This window comes from Reyranella sp. (genome assembly GCF_004296935.1).
In the GTDB taxonomy this organism is placed as follows: domain Bacteria; phylum Pseudomonadota; class Alphaproteobacteria; order Reyranellales; family Reyranellaceae; genus Reyranella.
This window is the reverse complement of sequence record NZ_SCVH01000046.1, coordinates 1-19,147: the sequence shown is the minus strand read 5'-3', so window position 1 is coordinate 19,147 and position 19,147 is coordinate 1. Positions and strand designations below refer to the sequence as shown.

The following is a 19,147-nucleotide window of genomic DNA, read 5'->3' as shown; positions in this document are numbered from 1 at the left end:
GAGACCGCCGAGAGGACCGATGAGGCTGTTTGGCATGACACTCGCCATCTGTGCGGTCGCCGCAGCGGCCGAGGCTCAGCAACGCACTCCGACCCGGGTGGCGCCGCCCAACATGCAGGCGATCACGCCACCGCTCGCGACCTACACCGACGAGGTGTTGTTCGGCGACGTCTGGAAGCGCACGGAGTTGGCGCTGCGCGATCGCAGCCTGGTCACCGTCGCCGCGCTCATCGCCGGCGGCCACACCCAGCAGATGACGGGGCACTTCAACCGCGCGCTCGACAACGGCGTGAAGCCGGCCGAGATCGCCGCCGTCATCACCCACCTTGCCTTCTATGCCGGCTGGCCGCGCGCGGTGTCGGCCATTGGAGTCGCGAAGGAAGTCTTCGCCAAGCGCGGCATCGCGACGGACAAGCTTGCGATGGGGTCGACCGAGCTTCTGCCCGTCGATCAGGCCAGTGAAGTACCGCGCTCGGCCGCCGTCGAAGCCCAGATGGGCGGTACGGCGCCGGCACTCGCCCGCTATACCAACGACGTGCTGTTCGGCGACCTGTGGCGGCGGCCCGACCTCGCGCCGCGCGACCGCAGCCTGGTGACTATCACGGCCCTGATTGCAGCGGGCCAGGTCGACCAGCTCCTGTTCCATCTCGACCGGGGCATGACCAACGACCTCACCCGGACCGAGATCTCGGAGACGATCACTCACCTGGCTTTCTATGCCGGCTGGCCGCGCGCGGTGTCTGCGGTGCCGGTGGCGAAGAAGGTGTTCGAGGCGCGCAACCCCCTCAAAGGAAGCATGATCCTAGAAATCCTGCGCCAAGGCTCGCAGCCGGCCACCAAAGGCTCGTCGGACAATTTCATCGGCTCCGTGTCGGTCGACCAGCGCTTTCAACGCAGCGATCCGGCGCGCGTCGGCGGCGGCACCGTTACCTTCCAGCCGGGTGCCCGCACCGCCTGGCACACCCATCCGCTGGGCCAGACCCTGATCGTCACCTCGGGCACCGGCTGGGTACAGCTCGAGGGCGGTCCGGTCGAGGAGATCCGCACCGGCGACGTCGTCTTCATCCCACCGCGGACGCGCCACTGGCACGGCGCCACGGCCACCTCGGCAATGAGCCACGTCGCAATCGCCGAAGCACTCGACGGCAAGAGCGTCGACTGGATGGAGCAGGTCACCACAGAACAGTACCGACGCGTCCCGCGTTGATCCACACGCCAACCTACGGAGAGTTGACCCACCATGAGCGCGCTCAACGTCAATGGCCGTGACCACACGGTCGACACCGACCCCGGCACTCCCATCCTTTGGGTCCTGCGCGACACGCTGGGCATGACCGGCACCAAGTTCGGTTGCGGCGCCGCGCAGTGTGGCGCCTGCACCGTCCATCTCGACGGCGAGGCCATCCGCTCCTGCGTCACGCCTCTCTCCGCCGCCGAGGGCAGGAAGATCACCACGATCGAAGCGACGACTGATGGTGCCGACACGGTCGGTGCGGCGGTGCATGCGGCATGGCTCAAGCACGATGTGGCGCAGTGCGGCTACTGCCAGAGCGGCCAGATCATGAGTGCGACCGCCTTCCTGAAGTCGCTGCCTCGCGGCAAGCAGCCGACGGCCGCCGAGATCGACGCGGCCATGGATGGCAACATCTGCCGCTGCGGCACCTACGCCCGCATCCGCGCCGCCGTCGCCGATGCCGCCCGCGCCCTCGCCTGAAGGAGCCACCGCCATGTTGCCCGATCTTGACCGCCTCGAATTGCCGCGCGCCCTACAGCATCTGTTGGCCCGGGGCCGAACCGACGACGCCGTGCCGCTGGCGCGCCGCAGCTTCCTGAAGCTGGCCGGTGCCGGCGGCCTTGCGCTCGGCGCCTTTCCGCACCTCGCCACGGCCCAGTCCCCTGGCGCTCTCAAGCCGACGCAACAGCCCTCGGCCTTCGTGCAGATCGCGCCCAATGGCGAGGTCACAGTGGCCATTAACCGGCTGGAGTTCGGCCAGGGCGTGCAGACGGGCTTGCCGATGATCCTGGCCGAGGAACTCGACGCGGACTGGAGCCTCGTGCGCAGCCGGCACGGTTCGAACGACCCCGCCTACGTCGACCCGCTGTTCGGCATTCACCTCACCGGCGGTTCGAATTCGATCAAGAACAGTTTTACGCAGTACCGCGAGCTCGGCGCACGCGCCCGCGCCATGCTGCTGGCCGCCGCCGCGGCGCGCTGGAAGGTCGATGTGACGAGCCTGCGCACGGAGGCCGGCACGGTACTAGGTCCGGACGGCCGCAAACTGGCGTACGGCGAGCTCGCCGAGGCCGCGATGGCCCTGCCGGTGCCGGAGAAGGTAACGCTGAAGGATCCGAAGGACTTCCGCATCATCGGCCGCCCGAACGCGCGCCTCGACGCGCGCGCCAAGAGCAGCGGACGCCAGGACTTCGGCATCGACGTTCGCCTGCCCGGGCAGCTCACGGCCGTGGTGGCCCGTCCGACGGTCTTCGGTGCCCGTCTCGCCTCAGTCGACGATAGCGCGGCGCGCGCCATCAAAGGCGTGAAAGCCGTGCTGCGCGTGCCGCTCGATCGCGGCGCCGAAGGCGTGGCCGTGGTGGCCGACGGCTATTGGCCGGCGCTTCAGGGCCGCGAGGCGCTGAAGCTGCAGTGGGACACGTCGGCCGTGGAGAAGGTCGACAGCGAAAAGCAACTGGCCCAGTACCGCGCGCTGGCCGAACGTCCTGGCTCGCGCAAGTTCGACGCCGACATGGCACCGCTGACGACCGCGCCCCGGCGACTGGAGGCGGAGTTCGTCTTCCCCTATCTGGCTCACGCGGCGATGGAGCCACTAAACTGCACTGTTGCCCTCGCCGACGGGCACGCCGAGGTATGGACCGGCTCGCAGTGCCCCGGCCTGGACGCCGCCGCGGTCGCGCGCGTTCTGGGCCTCGAGCCCGGACAGGTGAAGGTGCATGTGCAGATGGCGGGCGGTGGCTTTGGCCGGCGTTTCGCAGCCACGAGCGACTTCGTGGTCGAGGCCTGCGAGATCGCCAAGGCCGCGCGTGCCGCCGGCCTCGGCGTGCCGGTGCGCACGCTGTGGAGCCGCGAGGACGACATGAAGGGTGGCTACTACCGGCCCATGCACCTGCACCGCGCGCGCATCGGCTTCGACGAGCGTGGCAAGGTGCTGGCCTGGGACCATGTCATCGTCGGCCAGTCCATCACCACAGGCACGGTGTTCGGCGAATTCCAGGTGAAGAACGGCATCGACGCCACGGCGACCGAGGGCATGCGTGGACCCTACGCGGTGCCGATGCGGCTTACCGTGCATCACCCCGTGCTCAACGTGCCGGTGCTGTGGTGGCGCAGCGTCGGTTCCACGCATACCGCCTTCGTGATGGAGACCCTGATCGACGAGATCGCGCGCTCCGTGAACCAGGACCCGGTGGCCTACCGGTTGGGGCTGTTCGGCGACAAGCACCCGCGCCACCGCGCGGCGCTGCAGGTCGCGATCGACAAAAGTGGCTATGGCAAGCAGCGCTTGCCCACCGGCCGCGCGTGGGGCGTGGCGGTGCACGAGTCCTTCCAAAGCGTCGTGGCCTACGTGGTGGAAGCCTCGGTTAAGGACGGCCAACCGGTACTGCATCGCGTAACCGCCGGCGTGCACTGCAATCTCGTGGTCAACCCGCGCAGCGTGGAGGCCCAGGTGCAGGGTGCGGCGGTCATGGGCCTGTCGATGTGCCTGTCGGGTGCCGCCATCACGCTGAAGGACGGCGTGGTCGAGCAGAGCAACTTTGCCGACTACACCGTGGCCCGTATCACCGACATGCCGGCTTTCGAGGTCCACATCGTGCCCAGCGCCGCGCCGCCCACCGGCATGGGCGAGCCCGGCCTGCCGCCGCTGGCGCCGGCGTTCGCCAACGCCATTGCGCGCCTGACCGGCAAGCCGCTGCGCCAGCTGCCCTTCAATCTGGCGTGAGTCGGCACCTTGGATAAAACCAAGAGTAGGATTTGATAGGTTGACATTAGACCTATTTCCTAGTAACTAGAAGGCATGAAATTCCGCCACCAACCGCGCGCATCCCGCTCGAGCTTCTGGCGCCACCCTTTGCTGGCGGGGAAACGACTTTAAGCAGCTCGTTTGGTGTCCCACGTCCCCTGCTCGGACGACTATACATTCCCCTGCGAAATCAACCGGTTGGCAGAGTGCGCGTAACGCGGCAAACGACGTAGACCCGTGTCCCACTGACTCTCGCGGGAATGCGTGTCAGCAGAGGAAGTTGAAATGAACGATCTGGTTCTGAAGGGTGGGCGGGTCGTCGATCCCTCGCAGGGGCTCGACAAGATGACCGACATCGCCTTCTCAGGCGGCAAGGTCTCGGCGATCGGCGACAATCTCTCGGCCAAGGACACGCGCGACGTCGCGGGCAAGATCGTCTCCCCCGGCCTGATCGACCTGCACACCCACGTCTACTGGGGCGGCACGTCGCTCGGCGTAGAAGCCGAGCTGCTGGCGCGGACCGGCGGCGTCACCACCTCGATCGATGCCGGCAGCGCCGGTCCCGGCAACTTCCATGGTTTCCGCAAACATGTGATCGAGCCCTCGCCCGTCCGCATCCTGCCTTTCCTCAATGTCTCCTTCCCCGGCATCTTCGCCTTCTCGAAGACCGTGATGGTGGGCGAGAGCGCCGACATGCGCCTGCTCGATCCGCGCGAGGCGGTGCGCGTGGCGCTGGAGAACAAGGATCTCGTGCTGGGCATAAAAGTGCGCGTCGGCAAATCGGCGAGCGGCGATTCGGGCATCATGCCGCTCGACATCGCCCTCGACGTCGCCGAGGAGACGGGCCTGCCGCTGATGGCGCATCTCGACGCGCCGCCGCCCGCGCGCCATGAGGTGGTGAGCCGGCTGCGTCCGGGCGACATCCTCACCCACTGCTTCCGCCCTTTCCCGAATGCGCCGGTCCGTGCCGACGGCCGCGTGCGCGAGGAGATTTTGGCGGCGCGCAAGCGCGGCGTGATCTTCGACATCGGCCATGGCGGCGGCTCGTTCGGTTTCGGCACAACCACCAAGATGCTGGCGGCCGGCTTCCTGCCCGACGTGATCTCCTCGGACGTGCATGTGATCTCGATCGAGGGCCCGGCATTCGATCTCCTGACCACCATGTCGAAGTTCCTCTGCCTCGGCGTCGACCTGCCGACAGTGATCAAACTCGCGACCTCGAACGCCGCGGCGGCGATCAAGCGGCCCGATCTCGGCACGCTGAAAGTCGGCAGCATCGGCGAGGCCACCGTGATCGATATCGCGAGCGGCAAGTTCGACTATGCCGACTCGATCGGCGAGCGCATGATCGGGGACAAGCGGCTGCTCTCGGCCGGCGTGGTGCTGGCGGGCCGCTGGTGGCATCCGGTGTGATGAACGAGCCGAAGGAATCGAGTTCTCCGGCCTGCCTCGCCCACGAGGCCGACGACGCCTACATGGGCTTCGCCACCAGGGCCGAGATCGCGGCGTTCCTGAAGGACATCGACCAGATGGACGCCGATTCGATCCGGAAAATGCTGCCGCGCATCCGCGACGATGTCCTGCACAAGGAGATCAGCCTCCGGTTGGCGGCTATTGAGGCCGTGAAATCAGGCATTTAGAGGAGTGCGATTTTTGCTTTTGGGGGCCGCAACCTCCACAGCCGGCGAGTCGTTGAAGGAGCATGGCCGGGCCTATCCGGCGTCGCCCCTGCTCCCCCGCTCAGCGACGCTAACCCTCCCCGCTCGACCATATTGACCCGTCCCCGGGGCAACCCGGGGGCGGGTCGCCTGTTTCAGGAAGCCGCTTCCAGGTAGATGACGGCGAACAGACGCGCCGGATCTGTCCAGGTCCGGTCGATCGTGAAGCCGGCGCTGTGCGCCAGCGCCGCGATGCCGGCGTCGTCATACTTGTAGGAATATTCGGTATGGACCCGCTCGCCCTCGGCGAAGGCGAAGGTACGGCCGGCGACCGTGACCGACTGCGCGGCGAGGCTGCGGAAGTAGATTTCGATGCGGCCCTCGACCGGATCGTAGAAGGCCTCGTGGATGAACGCAGAGAGGTCGAAGCTGGCGCCGAGCTCGCGGTTCATGCGGCGCAGCAGGTTGAGCGTGAAGGCGGCGGTGACGCCGGCGGAGTCGTTGTAGGCATCGTGCAGGTGCTGCGGATCCTTCTTGAGGTCGACTCCCAGCACCAGGGCACCACGATCACCCAGCAGGGCACGGGTGCGGCGCAGGAAAGCCGTCGCCTCGTGGGGCTGGAGGTTGCCGATGGTGGAGCCGGGAAAGAAGCCGAGACGCGGCGCGTCGTTCAAATCGATTGGCAATGTGTCCAACGCCATGTAGTCGGCGCACACTGGCTCGACCCTGAGCCGCGGATAGTCGCGGCGCAGCCGTTCCGTCGTGGCGTCGAGATGCTGGCGCGAGATGTCGATCGGCACATAGGCCGCGAGATCGGGCATGGCATCGAGCAGCAGCCGCGTCTTGACGCTGGAGCCGCTGCCGAACTCGACCAGGGCGCAACCCGGTCCGGCCAGCCGCGCCAGCTCCGCGGCACAGTCAGTCAGGATGCCGGTCTCGGTACGCGTGAGGTAATATTCCGGCAGCTCGCAGATCGCATCGAACAGCTCGGAGCCGCGCGCATCGTAGAGGAATTTGGCCGGGATGGCGCGCGGCGAGCGCGTGAGACCGGCCACGACGGCATCGCGGAATTCCTCGCGGTCACCGGCCTCGACGCGATCCGGGGCAACCAGGGAAACGTTCATCGCAGATCCTCCGCCAGGCGAATGCCACCGAACATCCATCGCGCATCGGGGGGGGAAGAAGTTGCGATAGGTCGTGCGTATATGGTCCGCCGGAGTCGCGACGCAACCGCCGCGCAGGACCATCTGGCTGGCCATGAACTTGCCGTTGTATTCGCCGATCGCACCCGGCGGCTCGCGATAGCCGGGATAGGCGACATAGGGACTGGCCGTCCATTCCCAGACCTCGCCGACACCCTGCACGGCAAGAGCGCCCGTCTCCCACTCGGCTTCGCGCGGCAGGCGCTTGCCCGCCCACTTGGCGAAGGCCGCGGCCTCGTAGGTGCTGACGTGGCACACCGGCTCGGACGGCTGCAGCGCGCGCAGGCCCGACAGCGTGAAGACATGCCAGCGCCCGTTCTTCTTCTCCCAGTAGAGCGGCGCTTCCCAGCCCTGCTGTCTGACGCAGTCCCAACCGGCTGACAGCCAAAGCTCGGCGCGGCGGTAGCCACCGTCCTCGATGAAGGCAAGATACTCGGCGCCATTGGTCGGGCGCGACGCGAGGGCAAACGGATCCAGCCAGACGCGATGGCGCGGGCCTTCGTTGTCGAAGGCGAAGCCCCCCTGCGTTCCGGGGCCGTCATGCCCGATTTCGACCAGCCCGCCCTCGAAGCGAACCCAGGCGATCGGTGCGGCATCGGCCACCACGGCGTGCGGCGCCGGCCGGTAGGCCGGTCGCAGCGGATTGAGCGACAGCATGTGCTTGGCATCCATCAGGATCAGCTCCTGATGCTGCTGCTCATGATGCAGGCCGAGCTCGACCAGCGCAGCCACGTTGCCGGCGCCGCGCTCGAGCAGTGCGGCCATGGCGTCGGAGACGTGGCGGCGATAGACCATGATCTCCTCGACGGCGGGGCGCGAGATCAGGCCACGCTGCGGGCGCGGATGACGCGGGCCGACGGCTTCGTAGTAGGAGTTGAAGAGATACTCGTAGGCCGGATCGAAGATCCGATAGCCCGGCGCATGGGGCCGCAGCACGAAGGTCTCGAAGAACCACGTGGTGTGTGCGAGATGCCATTTGGTCGGGCTGGCATCCGGCATCGACTGCACGGTCTGATCCTCGGCCGACAGCGGTGCCGCCAGCTGCTCGGTCCGGCCGCGAACGGCCAGGAAGCGCGCAACGGACTCGAGAGCCCCGGACCGGACGGCTTGCGTTACCTTGTTCGACACGACACCTCCGCACCGCACGCAACGCCCGTCGACGATAGCCGGTTGCAATGCACCCGTCGCGCACTCACTGTCGACAGCCTCCGCTTGTCCACCAGAGGGACGCAAGTGCCGATTTGCGAAATCGACCCGTGGCGCACTCAATATTTCGAGAGTGCGGCGTGTCCCGACGACATTTTCATTCCGACTGAGGACAGCGACGCCTGGACCTGGAATCCGCGGCACCGCTGGGTCTACGACAAGCTCGCGGTGGCGGCGAGCCAGGGCCTCGACGCGGCACCGCACGGCGTGGCACCCGCCGGCTATCCGGTGTTCTCCAAGCCGATCTACAATCTCAAGGGCATGGGCGTCGGCAGCCGCGTGTTGCGCTCCGCGGCCGACTATGCCGCCGCCTACCGGCCCGGCCACATGTGGTCGACCCTGCTCGAGGGCGATCACATCAGCAGCGACATCGCCATCGTCGACGGCGAGCCGCGCTGGTGGCGCCATGCCAGCGGCCTGGCGAGCGGCGACGGCACGTTCGACCATTGGGAAGTCCACGCCGGCGCCCGGCCGGCGGTCGAGGAATGGTGCGGCGCCTGGTGCCGCCGCCATCTCGCGGGCTACACCGGCATGGTCAATCTCGAGACCATCGGCGGGCGCATCATCGAGGTCCACCTGCGCTTCGCCGACCAGTGGCCCGATCTCTACGGCGAGGGATGGGTCGAAGCGCTGGTCCGTCTCTATGCCGCGGGCGAGTGGCGCTTCGACGACTCGCAGCGGCGCGCCGGTTACAGCGTCGTGCTGTTCGCTCCGCATGGACCGCACTATCGCCATCCGCCAGCCGCCCTGCAGCGAGAAATCGCCAGCCTGCCCGGCGTATCGAGCTTGCAGATCACCTTTCACGAAGCCATCGCGCCGGATCGCCACGCCATGCCGCCCGGCGGTTTTCGCGTCGCGATCATCAATTGCTGGGATCGTGACGCCGGCAATGCCGCGCGCGAACGGCTGCGGGCCCACTTTGAGGGCGCGCGCGCCTGATCGCCTAAAAGTTCCACCGGACGAGGCCCACGAACCGGCAACCCGGCAGGTTCCGGCGCGTTAACTGGGCAGACATGCCGGAAAAGAATTGGAGTCGTCATGGAACGCGAGCTCACACCGGTCGAAGCACGCGGCGGCGTCATCAGCGGCCGCATCATCCGCATCCTGCTGATCTCCACCGCGGCCGCCGTCCTCGCACTTGGGCTCGCCTGGTTCGTGGTCTTTTCACGAATATAGGCGCCGGTGCCGTGGCCGGGCTACAGTGCTGCCGATGAAATCACTTGTTGTCGGCTATCTCGTCGCCCTCGCGGCGTTGGCGGTTCTCGACGCCCTTTGGCTGGGCTTGGTCAGCCGCGAGTTCTACAAGGCCCGCCTTGGACAGCTCCTGCTCGACCGACCGCTGTGGTCGGTCGCGATCCTCTTCTATCTGATCCACGCCGCCGGCATTGCGGTGTTCGCCATGCCGCCTGCGGTGGCCGCCGGCACCTGGACCGCCGCCGTACTCTATGGCGCGCTGTTCGGTTTCTGCGTCTATGCCGCCTACGACATCACCAACCTTGCGACCCTGCGCGGCTGGCCCATGGCGGTGAGCCTGGTCGACCTCGTCTGGGGCGCGGTCGCAACAGCGGCCGCGACCCTCGCGGCGTTTCTCGTCGTACGGTCCCTTCAGGCCCCCTGAGGACGCGCGTCGTCATATTCAGGGGGACGACGCACAAAGGCGGCCACGAAGCTGCAGGCCGGCACGATCTTGAAGCCACGCTTGCGGGCGTCGTCGAGCGCGAAGCGGACGAGCTGTGAGCCGATCCCCTTGCCCTCGCTCTCCGGCGGCACCTCGGTGTGGCTGAAGACCAGCCGGTCGCCCAGTCTGCTGTAGACCGCGATCGCGAGGCCATGCTCGGTGTCGAGCTCGTAGCGACTCCGCGCTTCGTTGTGCCTCACTGTCCCCATCAACGATCGACTTCCCAGAACATCGGGTACGACGACTGGATCATGCCCTTGAGGTCGCTTCGGTAGCCCGAGGCGATGCTGAACTGGCCCCACATCACCGACGGCACGAGCTCGTAGGCGATGACCTGGATCTCGGCTGCGATCCGCTTGCGGTCCTCGAGCGTGGCGGCCGCGGTGAAGGCCTTGAGAAGCTTGGGAATGCGCTCGTCGCACGACCAGCCGGGAAAATCGTTGCAGGTCGCGGCGACATAGAAGTGTGTGAGCGGTGAGAACATGTCGGTACCGTTGGAGTAGACCGGGAACATCGACCAGCCCTCCTTCTTGGCCCGCCGAGCCAGAATGGTCGGCCAGTCGCGCGGCTGCTCCTCGACGGTGAAGCCAACGTCGCGCATGTTCTGGGCGAGCACGCGGGCCGCAGTCTGGCTGATCGAGCCCGCGACCTGGAGGATGATCACAGGTTCGCCCTTGTAGCCCGACGCCTTCAGTTCGGCGCGGGCGGCCGCCAGATCCACCTTGGCGCCGGCCGAGCCTGCGTCGGTGCTGAGCGGCGTGCCGCACATCCAGAACGACGGGCAGGACTTGGCGCGGAAGCGATCGGGCACGCCGATCGCCGTCAGCGTCGCATCCTGGTCGGCGAGCTTCCACAGCACGCGCCGCACCGCCGGATTGTCGAAAGGCGGGGCCGCATGGTTCAGGCGGAAGTTGCCCTGGAACTGATGCAGGCCGCCCAGTCCCATCAGCTTCACACCCCGATCCTTCTCCAGCAGCGGCAGCATGTCGAACGGCAGGTATTGCATGTAGTCGATCTCGCCCGCCATCAGCGCGTTGGCGCCGGTGGACTGGTCGGGCATGACGCGCAACACGAGCCGGTCGATCTTCACGTTCTTGCCGCCGGCGAGGAAGTCGGCCTTCTCCTTGCGCGGCACGTAGTCGGGATTGCGCTCCAGTACCATCGCGTTGCCCGGCCGCCATTCGCTCTTCACGAAGCGGAACGGGCCCGAGCCGATCGGTTCGGGGATACGCTGGTCGGCCGGCGTGGCAGCCAGGCGCGCCGGCATCATCGCCGGCAGCGGCGCATTCGGCTTTCCGAGGACGTCGAGCAGCAGCGGGAACGGCTGCTTCAGCACGAGCTTGAACGTCTTGGCGTCGACCGGTTCCAGCGAAGCGGTGTCAGCCATGAGCATCTTGCCGAGCGCATCGCGGACGCCCCAGCGCTTGAGCGAGGCCACGCAATCCTCGGCGGTGACTGGCGTGCCGTCATGCCACTTGAGGCCATCGCGCAAGGTGAAGCTCCAGGTGAGCTTGTCGGCGCTGACTTGCCAAGTGTCGACCATCTGCGGCTTGATTTCACCGGCCTCGTTCATGGCAAACAGCATGTCGAAGACATGAAGCGAGAACGATCGCGTGATGGCCACAGTGGTCGCATGCGGATCGAGGATGGTTGCCTCGGACTCGAGTACCACCGTCAGCGACTTCGCCGCATGCGCCTGGCGCGCTCCGATCAGCGACGTCGTCGCCAGTGCCGCGCCTGCCGTCAACGCTGTCCGCCGTCCCAATTCCCTGCTACGCATTTACGCCCCCTTCGGACCCCAGCCAGAAAAAGACAGCGTAACGACGTTTGGGCACAAACGGAAACGGGCCGGCCGACTTTCCCAGTCGGCCGGCCCCAATCGCTTCGCGCGTCGAAACACGCCAAGTGGACAAAATTATGCCGGCGTCATCACGCGGCACGTCACCCGGTCAACGAACAGATCGACCCGCGGCCCGTAGACGGGGACGCCCCACCGTTCACCCGGGCCCGCCGGTGGAATGATTACCCGCGTGTCCTCGACCTTTCGTTCGGCATTGGTGAAGGTGCAGCCGATCACAGCCTCGATGATGTTTGCGCTGTTGTTGGTGATGTAGATCACCGTCAGCCAGCGCTCGCCCGGCACCGCCTGCAGCGACGCGCCCTCGAGGGTGACGATCGGAACGCTCGGCCCCGCCGTGACGGGCAGCACCCCCATCAGGTTGCCGCGTGGCCTCTGGACCGTGACGCCCTCGACGACGGCCTGCTGGCTCCGGGGATCGAACGCCTTGTCCTGCGCCGACGTCGGCGTGGGAGAACCCGCCTTGTTGTCCTGGCTCACGGTCTCCGGAGTCCAGACCTTGCCGGTCCGTTCATCGCGGAACTGGCCCGTCGCGGTCTGCGCCACCACGGACGCAGCCATCAGCGCCAGGGCAAGGGTGCCCGCCGCGGCGACCATGGCAAAACGAGTTGCTCGCTCCATAATCATTCTCCTTCGATCGACGAAAGACCCGATCCACCGATCACATGTCACGATAGCGACGCTGCTCCCAGGTGCTCACCTGGGCTTCGGCTTCCTCATGAGAAATGCCGTAGCGCGTCTGGATCTTGCCGACGAGCTGGTCGCGGCGACCTTCGATTTCCAGCAGGTCGTCATCGGTGAGCTTGCCCCACTGCTCCTTCACGGCGCCCTTGGTCGTCGTCCAACTGCCCTTGAACTTTTCCCACATCGTCTTGGCATCGGACTGGGTCGTCGTCTGGCCGGTCGCCTGGGCATGAGCTGTCATCGGCAAGGCGGCCGCGGCGACGCAAACGGCGAGAATTGCAAGTGAACGCATGGGAATCTCCTGTTCTTGAGAAGTGAGTGACTTCGGAAGAGTCGTCGAGACAACGCGGATCCTCGACCGGAAGTTGCGGCCGGCGGCCAACCACAGGTGGCGATTTCGGGCCGCCACTAGGACCAGAGCGACCGCAGGAACATGGCAACCGGCACGACGATCAGGATCGCGGCGTATAGGTCCAGCAATTCGCCATCCAGCAATCGGTTGGCTGTCCGATGGTTGGCCTCGGCATTTGCATGCCTGTGGGGAGTCGTGACGCTCATGTCGCCCTCCGTGGGGATGCAATCTCCCCAAGGAAACGCCACAAAGCGATCCCGGTTGCCGCCGCCCTCGCCGAAATTCAGGAGGGAGGGGCCGCCTGGGCGGCGTGATCGAGTGCCTGCTGCAGATCGATCGCGGAATAGGGCTTGTTGATGAACTGGTGGCCCTCCGCCTGCCCCTGGGGGCGGGCATAGCCACTGGCAATAACCACCGGCAACTTGGGAAATCGCCGGCGCACTTCGGCCGCGAGTTCCTCGCCGCTCATTTCCGGCAAGCCAAGGTCGGTAAGCAGCAGATCAAAGGTATCGCCCCGCGCCAGCAGATCGAGGGCCTGTTCGGCGCTGCCGACATCCACCACCGAACAACCCAGGTGAACCAGCATGTCGGAAACCGACATGCGAAGGACGACTTCATCCTCCACCAGCAGAACACGCCGAGGCGGAGTCGCGCCGGCCTTGACCTGCGGCGTCACGGTCTGTGTCCGAGGTGGCATCCGCCGAGCCGCCAACGCACCCCGTACCTTTGCGGCCAACGCTTCGCTGGCATAAGGCTTGGCGATCATTGCGTGGCCGGAGCGGCTGGGCTCCGGAATAAGGTCCCTGGCGTATCCCGATGTCAGCAGGACGGCGATGCCGGGCCGCAGACGTTGCGCCAGCGCCACCATCTCCATCACCGGCAGCGTTCCAGGCATAACCACATCGGTGAACAGGAGATCGAACTCCGGATCCGCGCTCAGCAGCGCCGCCGCAGCATCGGCGTTCTCCGCCGCGGCAATCCGGTAGCCCCAGCCTTCGAGCATATCGACCACCGCCTGCCGCACATCGTCGTGGTCCTCGACAACCAGAATGCGCTCCTTGCCGGTCGGCTCAACCGCCGGATCCACCGCCTTCTCGGTCACGGGGTCGAGCGTGCGTGGCAGATAGAGCTTCACGCTGGTGCCCTGTCCGATCGCGCTGTCTATGCGGATGTGGCCGTTGGACTGACGGACGAAGCCATACACCATACTGAGGCCGAGCCCGGTCCCCTTGCCATCGCGCTTGGTCGTGAAGAACGGATCGAATGCCTGGGCCGCGACTTCCGGCGGCATGCCGGTGCCGGTGTCGCTCACCGCGACGAGAACATAGGAACCCGGCGTCACATCCGGGTGCAATATCGAATAGCTCCGGTCGAGCATCACATTCGATACCTCGACCCTCACCGTGCCGCCGTCCGGCATGGCGTCGCGCGCATTGATCGCAAGATTGAGAATCGCGTTCTCGAGCTGGCCAGGATCGATCCTGGCATTCCACGAGTCATCGGCTATCGCCAGCTCGATGGTGATGCGCTCGCCGAGCGAATGCTGAAGCAAGTCGGCAAGGTCCGACAATAGCCGCGCGACACTGGTCGGCTGAGGCGCCAACGGCTGTCGCCGGGCAAAGGCCAGGAGTTGCTGCGTCAGGCGGCCTCCCCGTTCCGCCGCCGCCGCGGCGCTCTGCAAGCGCGCCAGGATCTGCGGATGATCACCGACATCGTCCTTCATGAGGTCGAGATTCGCGCGGACGACCTGCAGGATATTGTTGAAGTCGTGTGCCATGCCACCCGTCAGCTGGCCTGTCGCCTCCATTTTCTGTCCCTGCCGCAGAGCCGCCTCGTCGCGCAGCTTCTCGGTGACGTCGACGCAACGCACCACTGCTCCACCGCCCGACATCTCACTCCGTGAGACATCGTAGTCCCTGCCCTCGAACGAAACGCGTGCAACCAGTAACCGGTCCGGCGCCTCCGCTTCGAATTTCAGCGGCTCGAGCAGGGCGCGCGTTGCCGGCGACTTGTCAGAAAGCAGCTGATCCCATGTCAAAGTACCGTTCTTGGCCGGCTCCCATACCGCGAGCCTCGCGAACGGGTCATTCCACGCCACGACCACGCCCTCGGCGTTGATCACGAAGATGGGGTCCCGCAGACTTTCCAGCGTTGTCTTGAGCAGGCTCGACCGCGAGACGAGTTCGCGTTGTGCGCGTTCCAGTCGTCCGGCGCCGCTTACGATGATGACCATGCCGGCCACGAGGCACACGAAGGCCCCCCCCATGACCAGCAGGCCCGCGATGTCGGCCTTGTCCTGCTCCGAGCGCAGCTTCGCGAGCCGGCGGGCGAGCATCAGTCGCTGACCTTCGATGAACGCGTCGCCGACGCCACGAATCCGCTCCAGCGTCGCACCGGGCGTGCCGGTCCGAGCCAGAGCCAGCGCCGCGTCCTGGCCGTAGAGCTGATAGGCGGCCACTGTGCCGCCGAGCCACTCGAGCTTTGCGCTGACGAGGGAGCGGAACTCCCTGACCTGCAACGTCGCGTCCGGATCGGCGGACGCGGCAACCTCGAGCTGACGAAGGCCGGCCTCGATGCGTAGACGCGCCCGTTCGTAGGGTCCAAGGCTGGCCAGTTCGCCGGTCAGGAGATAGTCCCGTTGGCCGATTTCTGCGTCCTGCAGCGCGATCACCGTCTCGCGCATCAGCGACATGGTCTCGTAGTTCCCGACCACCAGGCGCTGCTGTCGGGCGGCGGAGTTGGAATGCGTAATGGCCAGCATGACGCCGCTCGCAATCACCACTGCGATCGTCAATCCGACGATCACGCCGGCCAATCGCGCGGTTTGCAACGCGCTAGGCATCTGCCAACTGCACCGCGGCCATCGGGAAGGTCACGACAACGCGTGTTCCGCCACCGTCGCGCGACGCTATCGTCACTTCGCCGCCCAATTGCATCGCCAGCCCATGGATCAAGGTCATGCCGAAAACGCCCCGGCCACCTGGCCGGATCGACCCGATATCCTTGTCCAGGCCGTTGTCCTCGATGACGAACGTGACCTGGCCGTCGCTTTCGGCTGCCTCGATCCGGATCTCGGGCGTGGCGACGCCGCTGAAATCGTGATCGAGGGCGCTGCTCACCACCTCGGTCACGATCAGACCTACGGGAATGGCCGTGTCGGGCCCGACCGCCATGATCGGTGCCCGGATGTGAAACCGCGGCGGCGAAGGGCTGCCGCTGCTCGCGCCGGCCACCGAGATCTGGCGAACCAGATCGCTGATGAAGCGCTGGAAATCTACCAGCGACCAGCTCGTCCTTTCATAGAGATGCCGATGCAGGATGGAGAGAGTGAGCACGCGGTTCTGGGCATCGCCGAAGAAACGGCGGATGCGCGGCGAGCGGATTTCGCCGGCCTGCAAATTGAGCAGACTCGAGATCATCTGCAGGTTGTTCTTCACCCTGTGGTGGATTTCGCGAAGCATGTGGTCGCGCTGTTCCAGACCGGCCCTCAGTTCGGCCTCCCGGCTGGCGATCGCCTCGGCCATCGCCGTCACCCCCTCGCCGACCGACGCCAGTTCGGGCGTCCAGGGACGTCGCGGACCGAAATCCCCCGGCTCTCCCCGGGCGACCTTGTCGGCAAAGTCCCGGATGTGACGCAGCGGACGGATACACCAGCGATCGGCGCCGAACCAGACCGCGACCAGCGTCATGACGAGGGCCAGGATCACGAGCACAAGCCCGTCTCCTGCGCGCGCCAGTGACAGGAGCTCGTCCGTTACCGGCGCCGCAGCGACGGCGAATATGGCATTCCCCGCCAGGGGCCGGATGCTGAAGGAGTAGAGCATGCCGTCCTGGCCATAGTCCCTGAAGGTTGTCCGGCCCCCCACGATCGCCGCGGCGATGCGGGTCGCCACGGGCAGCGCGCGGGCCATCCCGGCCGCGCCGCCGATCGAGGCGCCGCTGCGATCGACCAGCATCACCGCGATGCCCCTGTCGGACCGGACTGCCAGCACCGTGTCGGCGAGGTTGTCGAGCGAGATACCGACGGCGCACATGCCGCCAAACTCGCCATCGCGCAGGATCGGCATTGCCGCCGGAATGACGCTGAGGGCCGTGATCCGGCTCGCGATCTGGGCTCCGAGGGAGAACTCCCTGGTGTCACGGACCTGACGAAATATCTCGCGGTCGGAAAATCCCATGCCGATCACGGTCACGGTGCTCGAGCAGCGCGCAATCCCCTTGTCGTCGGTAACAAGTGCCGAGGAGTACTCGCCCGGAAACGCCTTCAAAATCCGTGAAAAATAGACCTCACAGCCGGTGATGTCGGATTGGGTGGCCGCTGCACTGGCGCTTCTCGACACGTCGTCTTCCGAACACGCCGCCATGAGCAATCGTCGCGTACCTTCGATCAGGACGCGGTGGCGCGAGACCGCGAGTTCCGCCGCCGTCGCCACGGCTTCGCTGCGCTGCCGTTCCGCCGCGCCCAGCTCGCTGTCGGCTTGCCAAACTGCAAGGCCGAGCACCGGCAGAAACACCAGGGTCACCAGAGTGACCAGCTTCGTGCGCAGCGACCATCGGGCCAGCATCGGCCGCGCCGGATTCAGATCGAGACGGTGTGGAGCGCCTGGGCGATCGCCGCGCGAAGGAGATCGGGATCGAACGGCTTGGAGATGACGAAGGCCGGCTCGACCCGCTTGCCAGTCAGCAACCGCTCGGGAAAGCCGGTCACGAAGATCACCGGTACGGTCATGGCCCGCATGATTTCATTGACGGCGGAGATGCCGCTGTCCGCGCCGCGGAGCTGGATATCCGCCAGCACGAGGTGGGGCGAATGCTTGCGGGCAAGCTCGACCGCCGCCTTCTCCGTCGCCGCGATACCCACCACCTCATGGCCCGCGTTGCGAACGATGTCAGCCACGTCCAGGGCAATGATCGCCTCGTCCTCTATCACCAGGACGCGAACCGATGCCACGCGCCGCAACTCCAGCCGCGCTTCCTCGAGGCTGCGCTCGGCGGTCTCGACGTCGATGCCGAGGATTTCCGCGGCGTCGCCCACGGTGAAACCTTCCAACACCGTCAGCAAAAGCACCTGGCGCTGCAGGGGCGCCATGTCCGTCAGGGACTCCTTGAGCCGGCCACTGACACTTTCCGTGCCGGCGCTGGTACGATCGAGTCCGCCAAACGGCTGTTGAAGATTGTGGAACAGTTTGAAGACGCTCAGTTTGGTGTCCGCGACCTTGGCAATCAGCTCCGGCTGGCGCACGGCCACCTCGGCGCAGAGGCGGACCCACTCGTCGCCGCGCTGCTGGGAGCCGCTGACGGCTCGCGCATAGCGACGTAGAAACGGCAGCGTCCTGGTGATCGATTCGGACAGCTTTTTCGTCACGGACTCGTCTGGCACGTCACTCTCCCTCTACCCGCGAGTCTCGAGAGCCATAAGATATAAATCTTCTGGCAATCTAGAGGCGTCTCACGGGTCCCCGCTGCTGGTTCGTTACTTTGACGTCGTTTGCAAATCGCGTCGATGGCTTCCTTTGACGACCGCCTAATGCAGCCAGCCCAGCGCCCACATCAGGAGAAGGACGGGAATGGGAACTCCCAGAAGCCACAAGAGCGCCGCGCGGCCCATGCCATATTCTCCTCGATAACAGGTTGGCTCGATATCAGTGGTCCAACGCGCGAGAAGTCGAATGGTTCCCGGGGGATCGCCACCGGAAACCGGTCTGATTGCCCGCCACATGCGCCCGACCCGGGTGCTCACCTGGCATTCGGCCTCGTCCTTGGCGATGCCGCAGCGCCCCTGGATGCGCCCGACGAGCTGCTTCCAGTCGCCCTCGATCCGATCCCGATTCACGACGCGTTCCCTTCGGTTGGGGTGGCGTGTGTTCGCCGGTTCCGGACCAACGTTGAGCGTTGTCGTTGGGTTGCCTGTGGGCCTTTTCCTTGGTGTGGTGAGCCAGACTGCCCACATTGAACAGAGAGCGTTCGCTGGAACGTTGCCTCCAGGGGAATTTCCCGGCCGATGATGACGGACGATATCATAGCGCTGCTTCCGGACCTGCGTGCCTTCGCGCGCTTCATGTGCCGTGAGCGCGAGGCCGCCGACGATCTCGTGCAGAACACCGTGCTTGCTGCCCTCGACAAGCAGAAGCAGTTCGAGCCGGGGACCAATCTCAAGGGCTGGATGTTCACCATCATGCGCAACCGCTTCTACTCGGATCTGCGCAGCCAGCGCCGCCGCCCCACGGTGGTCGACACCGATCGGGCGGCACCACTCGCCGCAGTCGACAATCCAGAGGCGACACTTGCCGTGAAGGAACTGGCGTCGGCCCTGTGGCAACTCAGTGCACAGGCTCGCGAAGCCCTCATCCTCGTGGGGGCCGGCGGCTTCTCCTACGAGGAAGCCGCGCGTCTTTGCGGCTGTACGGTCGGCGCCCTCAAGGTCCGGGTGTCGCGGGCGCGCAAGCAGTTGGCCAGGACCATGACGGAGTGACCGGAAATATCTCTAATTTTCAACGACTTAGAAAAATATATCGACGATGTAACCTTTGGC

Annotated in this window: 19 protein-coding genes; 9 read left to right on the top strand and 10 right to left on the bottom strand. The window is 66.0% G+C overall.

Translation table 11 applies throughout. The annotated features are described in order from the left end of the window. Window positions 1-34: 34 nt before the first annotated feature. The 5 genes from EPO55_RS06120 (at window position 35) to EPO55_RS06100 (ending at window position 5,617) form a co-directional block, all read left to right on the top strand. On the top strand, window positions 35-1,207 hold the full coding sequence (locus EPO55_RS06120) for a carboxymuconolactone decarboxylase family protein (RefSeq protein ID WP_363718612.1): 1,173 nt from the start codon (window positions 35-37) through the stop codon (window positions 1,205-1,207). Window positions 1,208-1,240: 33 nt separating this feature from the next. Next, complete coding sequence (locus EPO55_RS06115; RefSeq protein WP_296335639.1) at window positions 1,241-1,714, top strand: (2Fe-2S)-binding protein; 474 nt, start codon at window positions 1,241-1,243, stop codon at window positions 1,712-1,714. A 13-nt stretch (window positions 1,715-1,727) separates the two neighbouring features. After that, entirely contained in the window at window positions 1,728-3,956 is a 2,229-nt protein-coding gene (locus EPO55_RS06110) for a xanthine dehydrogenase family protein molybdopterin-binding subunit (RefSeq protein WP_296335638.1), read from the top strand. 306 nt (window positions 3,957-4,262) lie between these two features. Beyond that, window positions 4,263-5,390 carry an amidohydrolase/deacetylase family metallohydrolase gene (locus tag EPO55_RS06105; protein ID WP_296335637.1) on the top strand — a complete coding sequence of 376 codons (1,128 nt, stop codon included), beginning with the start codon at window positions 4,263-4,265 and terminating at the stop codon, window positions 5,388-5,390. Continuing rightward, window positions 5,390-5,617, top strand: a complete 228-nt coding sequence (locus tag EPO55_RS06100; RefSeq protein ID WP_296335636.1) for a hypothetical protein — start codon at window positions 5,390-5,392, stop codon at window positions 5,615-5,617. Before EPO55_RS06105 ends, EPO55_RS06100 begins: the two co-directional genes overlap by 1 nt. Before the next feature lie 173 nt (window positions 5,618-5,790). On the opposite strand, the gene egtB is transcribed toward EPO55_RS06100, so the two are convergent. Then, the gene (gene egtB / locus EPO55_RS06095; RefSeq protein ID WP_296335635.1) at window positions 5,791-7,965 is read right to left on the bottom strand and encodes an ergothioneine biosynthesis protein EgtB; all 2,175 of its coding nucleotides are present in this window, start codon (window positions 7,963-7,965) and stop codon (window positions 5,791-5,793) included. 105 nt (window positions 7,966-8,070) lie between these two features. On the opposite strand from egtB, the gene EPO55_RS06090 reads away from it, so the two are divergent. From EPO55_RS06090 to EPO55_RS06080, 3 genes are all read left to right on the top strand, one after another. Further along, window positions 8,071-8,982, top strand: a complete 912-nt coding sequence (locus EPO55_RS06090) for a hypothetical protein (protein ID WP_296335634.1) — start codon at window positions 8,071-8,073, stop codon at window positions 8,980-8,982. 99 nt (window positions 8,983-9,081) lie between these two features. Next, window positions 9,082-9,219: a hypothetical protein gene (locus EPO55_RS06085; RefSeq protein ID WP_296335633.1), complete on the top strand. Its 138-nt coding sequence runs from the start codon at window positions 9,082-9,084 to the stop codon at window positions 9,217-9,219. Window positions 9,220-9,253: 34 nt separating this feature from the next. Then, window positions 9,254-9,661, top strand: coding sequence for a DUF2177 family protein (locus EPO55_RS06080; RefSeq protein WP_296335632.1), 408 nt, complete (start codon window positions 9,254-9,256; stop codon window positions 9,659-9,661). Here the strand turns inward: EPO55_RS06080 and EPO55_RS06075 are convergent. The 9 genes from EPO55_RS06075 to EPO55_RS06035 form a co-directional block, all read right to left on the bottom strand. Next, window positions 9,649-9,930 (bottom strand): GNAT family N-acetyltransferase, encoded by a 282-nt coding sequence (locus EPO55_RS06075; protein WP_296335631.1) that lies wholly within the window; start codon window positions 9,928-9,930, stop codon window positions 9,649-9,651. The genes EPO55_RS06080 and EPO55_RS06075 overlap by 13 nt on opposite strands. Continuing rightward, window positions 9,930-11,501 carry an ABC transporter substrate-binding protein gene (locus EPO55_RS06070; protein ID WP_296335629.1) on the bottom strand — a complete coding sequence of 524 codons (1,572 nt, stop codon included), beginning with the start codon at window positions 11,499-11,501 and terminating at the stop codon, window positions 9,930-9,932. The genes EPO55_RS06075 and EPO55_RS06070 overlap by 1 nt, the downstream gene beginning before the upstream one ends. Window positions 11,502-11,636: 135 nt before the next feature. Next, window positions 11,637-12,200, bottom strand: a complete 564-nt coding sequence (locus tag EPO55_RS06065) for a hypothetical protein (RefSeq protein ID WP_296335627.1) — start codon at window positions 12,198-12,200, stop codon at window positions 11,637-11,639. Window positions 12,201-12,240: 40 nt separating this feature from the next. Further along, on the bottom strand, window positions 12,241-12,447 hold the full coding sequence (locus EPO55_RS06060) for a CsbD family protein (RefSeq protein WP_296335653.1): 207 nt from the start codon (window positions 12,445-12,447) through the stop codon (window positions 12,241-12,243). 224 nt (window positions 12,448-12,671) lie between these two features. Continuing rightward, window positions 12,672-12,821 carry a hypothetical protein gene (locus tag EPO55_RS06055; protein ID WP_296335624.1) on the bottom strand — a complete coding sequence of 50 codons (150 nt, stop codon included), beginning with the start codon at window positions 12,819-12,821 and terminating at the stop codon, window positions 12,672-12,674. A gap of 77 nt (window positions 12,822-12,898) precedes the next feature. Next, window positions 12,899-15,421: a response regulator gene (locus EPO55_RS06050; protein ID WP_296335652.1), complete on the bottom strand. Its 2,523-nt coding sequence runs from the start codon at window positions 15,419-15,421 to the stop codon at window positions 12,899-12,901. 28 nt (window positions 15,422-15,449) lie between these two features. Beyond that, window positions 15,450-17,180, bottom strand: coding sequence for a sensor histidine kinase (locus EPO55_RS06045; protein WP_296335622.1), 1,731 nt, complete (start codon window positions 17,178-17,180; stop codon window positions 15,450-15,452). Between the two features lie 14 nt (window positions 17,181-17,194). Continuing rightward, window positions 17,195-17,995, bottom strand: coding sequence for a response regulator (locus EPO55_RS06040; RefSeq protein WP_296335621.1), 801 nt, complete (start codon window positions 17,993-17,995; stop codon window positions 17,195-17,197). Window positions 17,996-18,139: 144 nt separating this feature from the next. Further along, window positions 18,140-18,448: a hypothetical protein gene (locus EPO55_RS06035; protein WP_296335620.1), complete on the bottom strand. Its 309-nt coding sequence runs from the start codon at window positions 18,446-18,448 to the stop codon at window positions 18,140-18,142. 168 nt (window positions 18,449-18,616) lie between these two features. Here EPO55_RS06035 and EPO55_RS06030 point away from each other — a divergent pair, with 168 nt between their 5' ends. Continuing rightward, window positions 18,617-19,087: a sigma-70 family RNA polymerase sigma factor gene (locus EPO55_RS06030; RefSeq protein WP_296335619.1), complete on the top strand. Its 471-nt coding sequence runs from the start codon at window positions 18,617-18,619 to the stop codon at window positions 19,085-19,087. The last annotated feature ends 60 nt before the right edge of the window (window positions 19,088-19,147 follow it).

Bases quoted from the DNA above. Each gene is read 5' to 3' on its own strand.
- EPO55_RS06120 (WP_363718612.1), top strand. From the start codon at position 35: ATGACACTCGCCATCTGTGCGGTCGCCGCAGCGGCCGAGGCTCAGCAA.
- EPO55_RS06105 (WP_296335637.1), top strand. From the start codon at position 4,263: ATGAACGATCTGGTTCTGAAGGGTGGGCGGGTCGTCGATCCCTCGCAG.
- EPO55_RS06030 (WP_296335619.1), top strand. From the start codon at position 18,617: ATGATGACGGACGATATCATAGCGCTGCTTCCGGACCTGCGTGCCTTC.
- EPO55_RS06115 (WP_296335639.1), top strand. From the start codon at position 1,241: ATGAGCGCGCTCAACGTCAATGGCCGTGACCACACGGTCGACACCGAC.
- EPO55_RS06070 (WP_296335629.1), bottom strand. From the start codon at position 11,501: ATGCGTAGCAGGGAATTGGGACGGCGGACAGCGTTGACGGCAGGCGCG.
- EPO55_RS06065 (WP_296335627.1), bottom strand. From the start codon at position 12,200: ATGGAGCGAGCAACTCGTTTTGCCATGGTCGCCGCGGCGGGCACCCTT.
- EPO55_RS06085 (WP_296335633.1), top strand. From the start codon at position 9,082: ATGGAACGCGAGCTCACACCGGTCGAAGCACGCGGCGGCGTCATCAGC.
- EPO55_RS06110 (WP_296335638.1), top strand. From the start codon at position 1,728: ATGTTGCCCGATCTTGACCGCCTCGAATTGCCGCGCGCCCTACAGCAT.
- EPO55_RS06100 (WP_296335636.1), top strand. From the start codon at position 5,390: ATGAACGAGCCGAAGGAATCGAGTTCTCCGGCCTGCCTCGCCCACGAG.
- EPO55_RS06060 (WP_296335653.1), bottom strand. From the start codon at position 12,447: ATGTGGGAAAAGTTCAAGGGCAGTTGGACGACGACCAAGGGCGCCGTG.
- EPO55_RS06055 (WP_296335624.1), bottom strand. From the start codon at position 12,821: ATGAGCGTCACGACTCCCCACAGGCATGCAAATGCCGAGGCCAACCAT.
- EPO55_RS06045 (WP_296335622.1), bottom strand. From the start codon at position 17,180: ATGCTGGCCCGATGGTCGCTGCGCACGAAGCTGGTCACTCTGGTGACC.
- EPO55_RS06080 (WP_296335632.1), top strand. From the start codon at position 9,254: ATGAAATCACTTGTTGTCGGCTATCTCGTCGCCCTCGCGGCGTTGGCG.
- EPO55_RS06075 (WP_296335631.1), bottom strand. From the start codon at position 9,930: ATGGGGACAGTGAGGCACAACGAAGCGCGGAGTCGCTACGAGCTCGAC.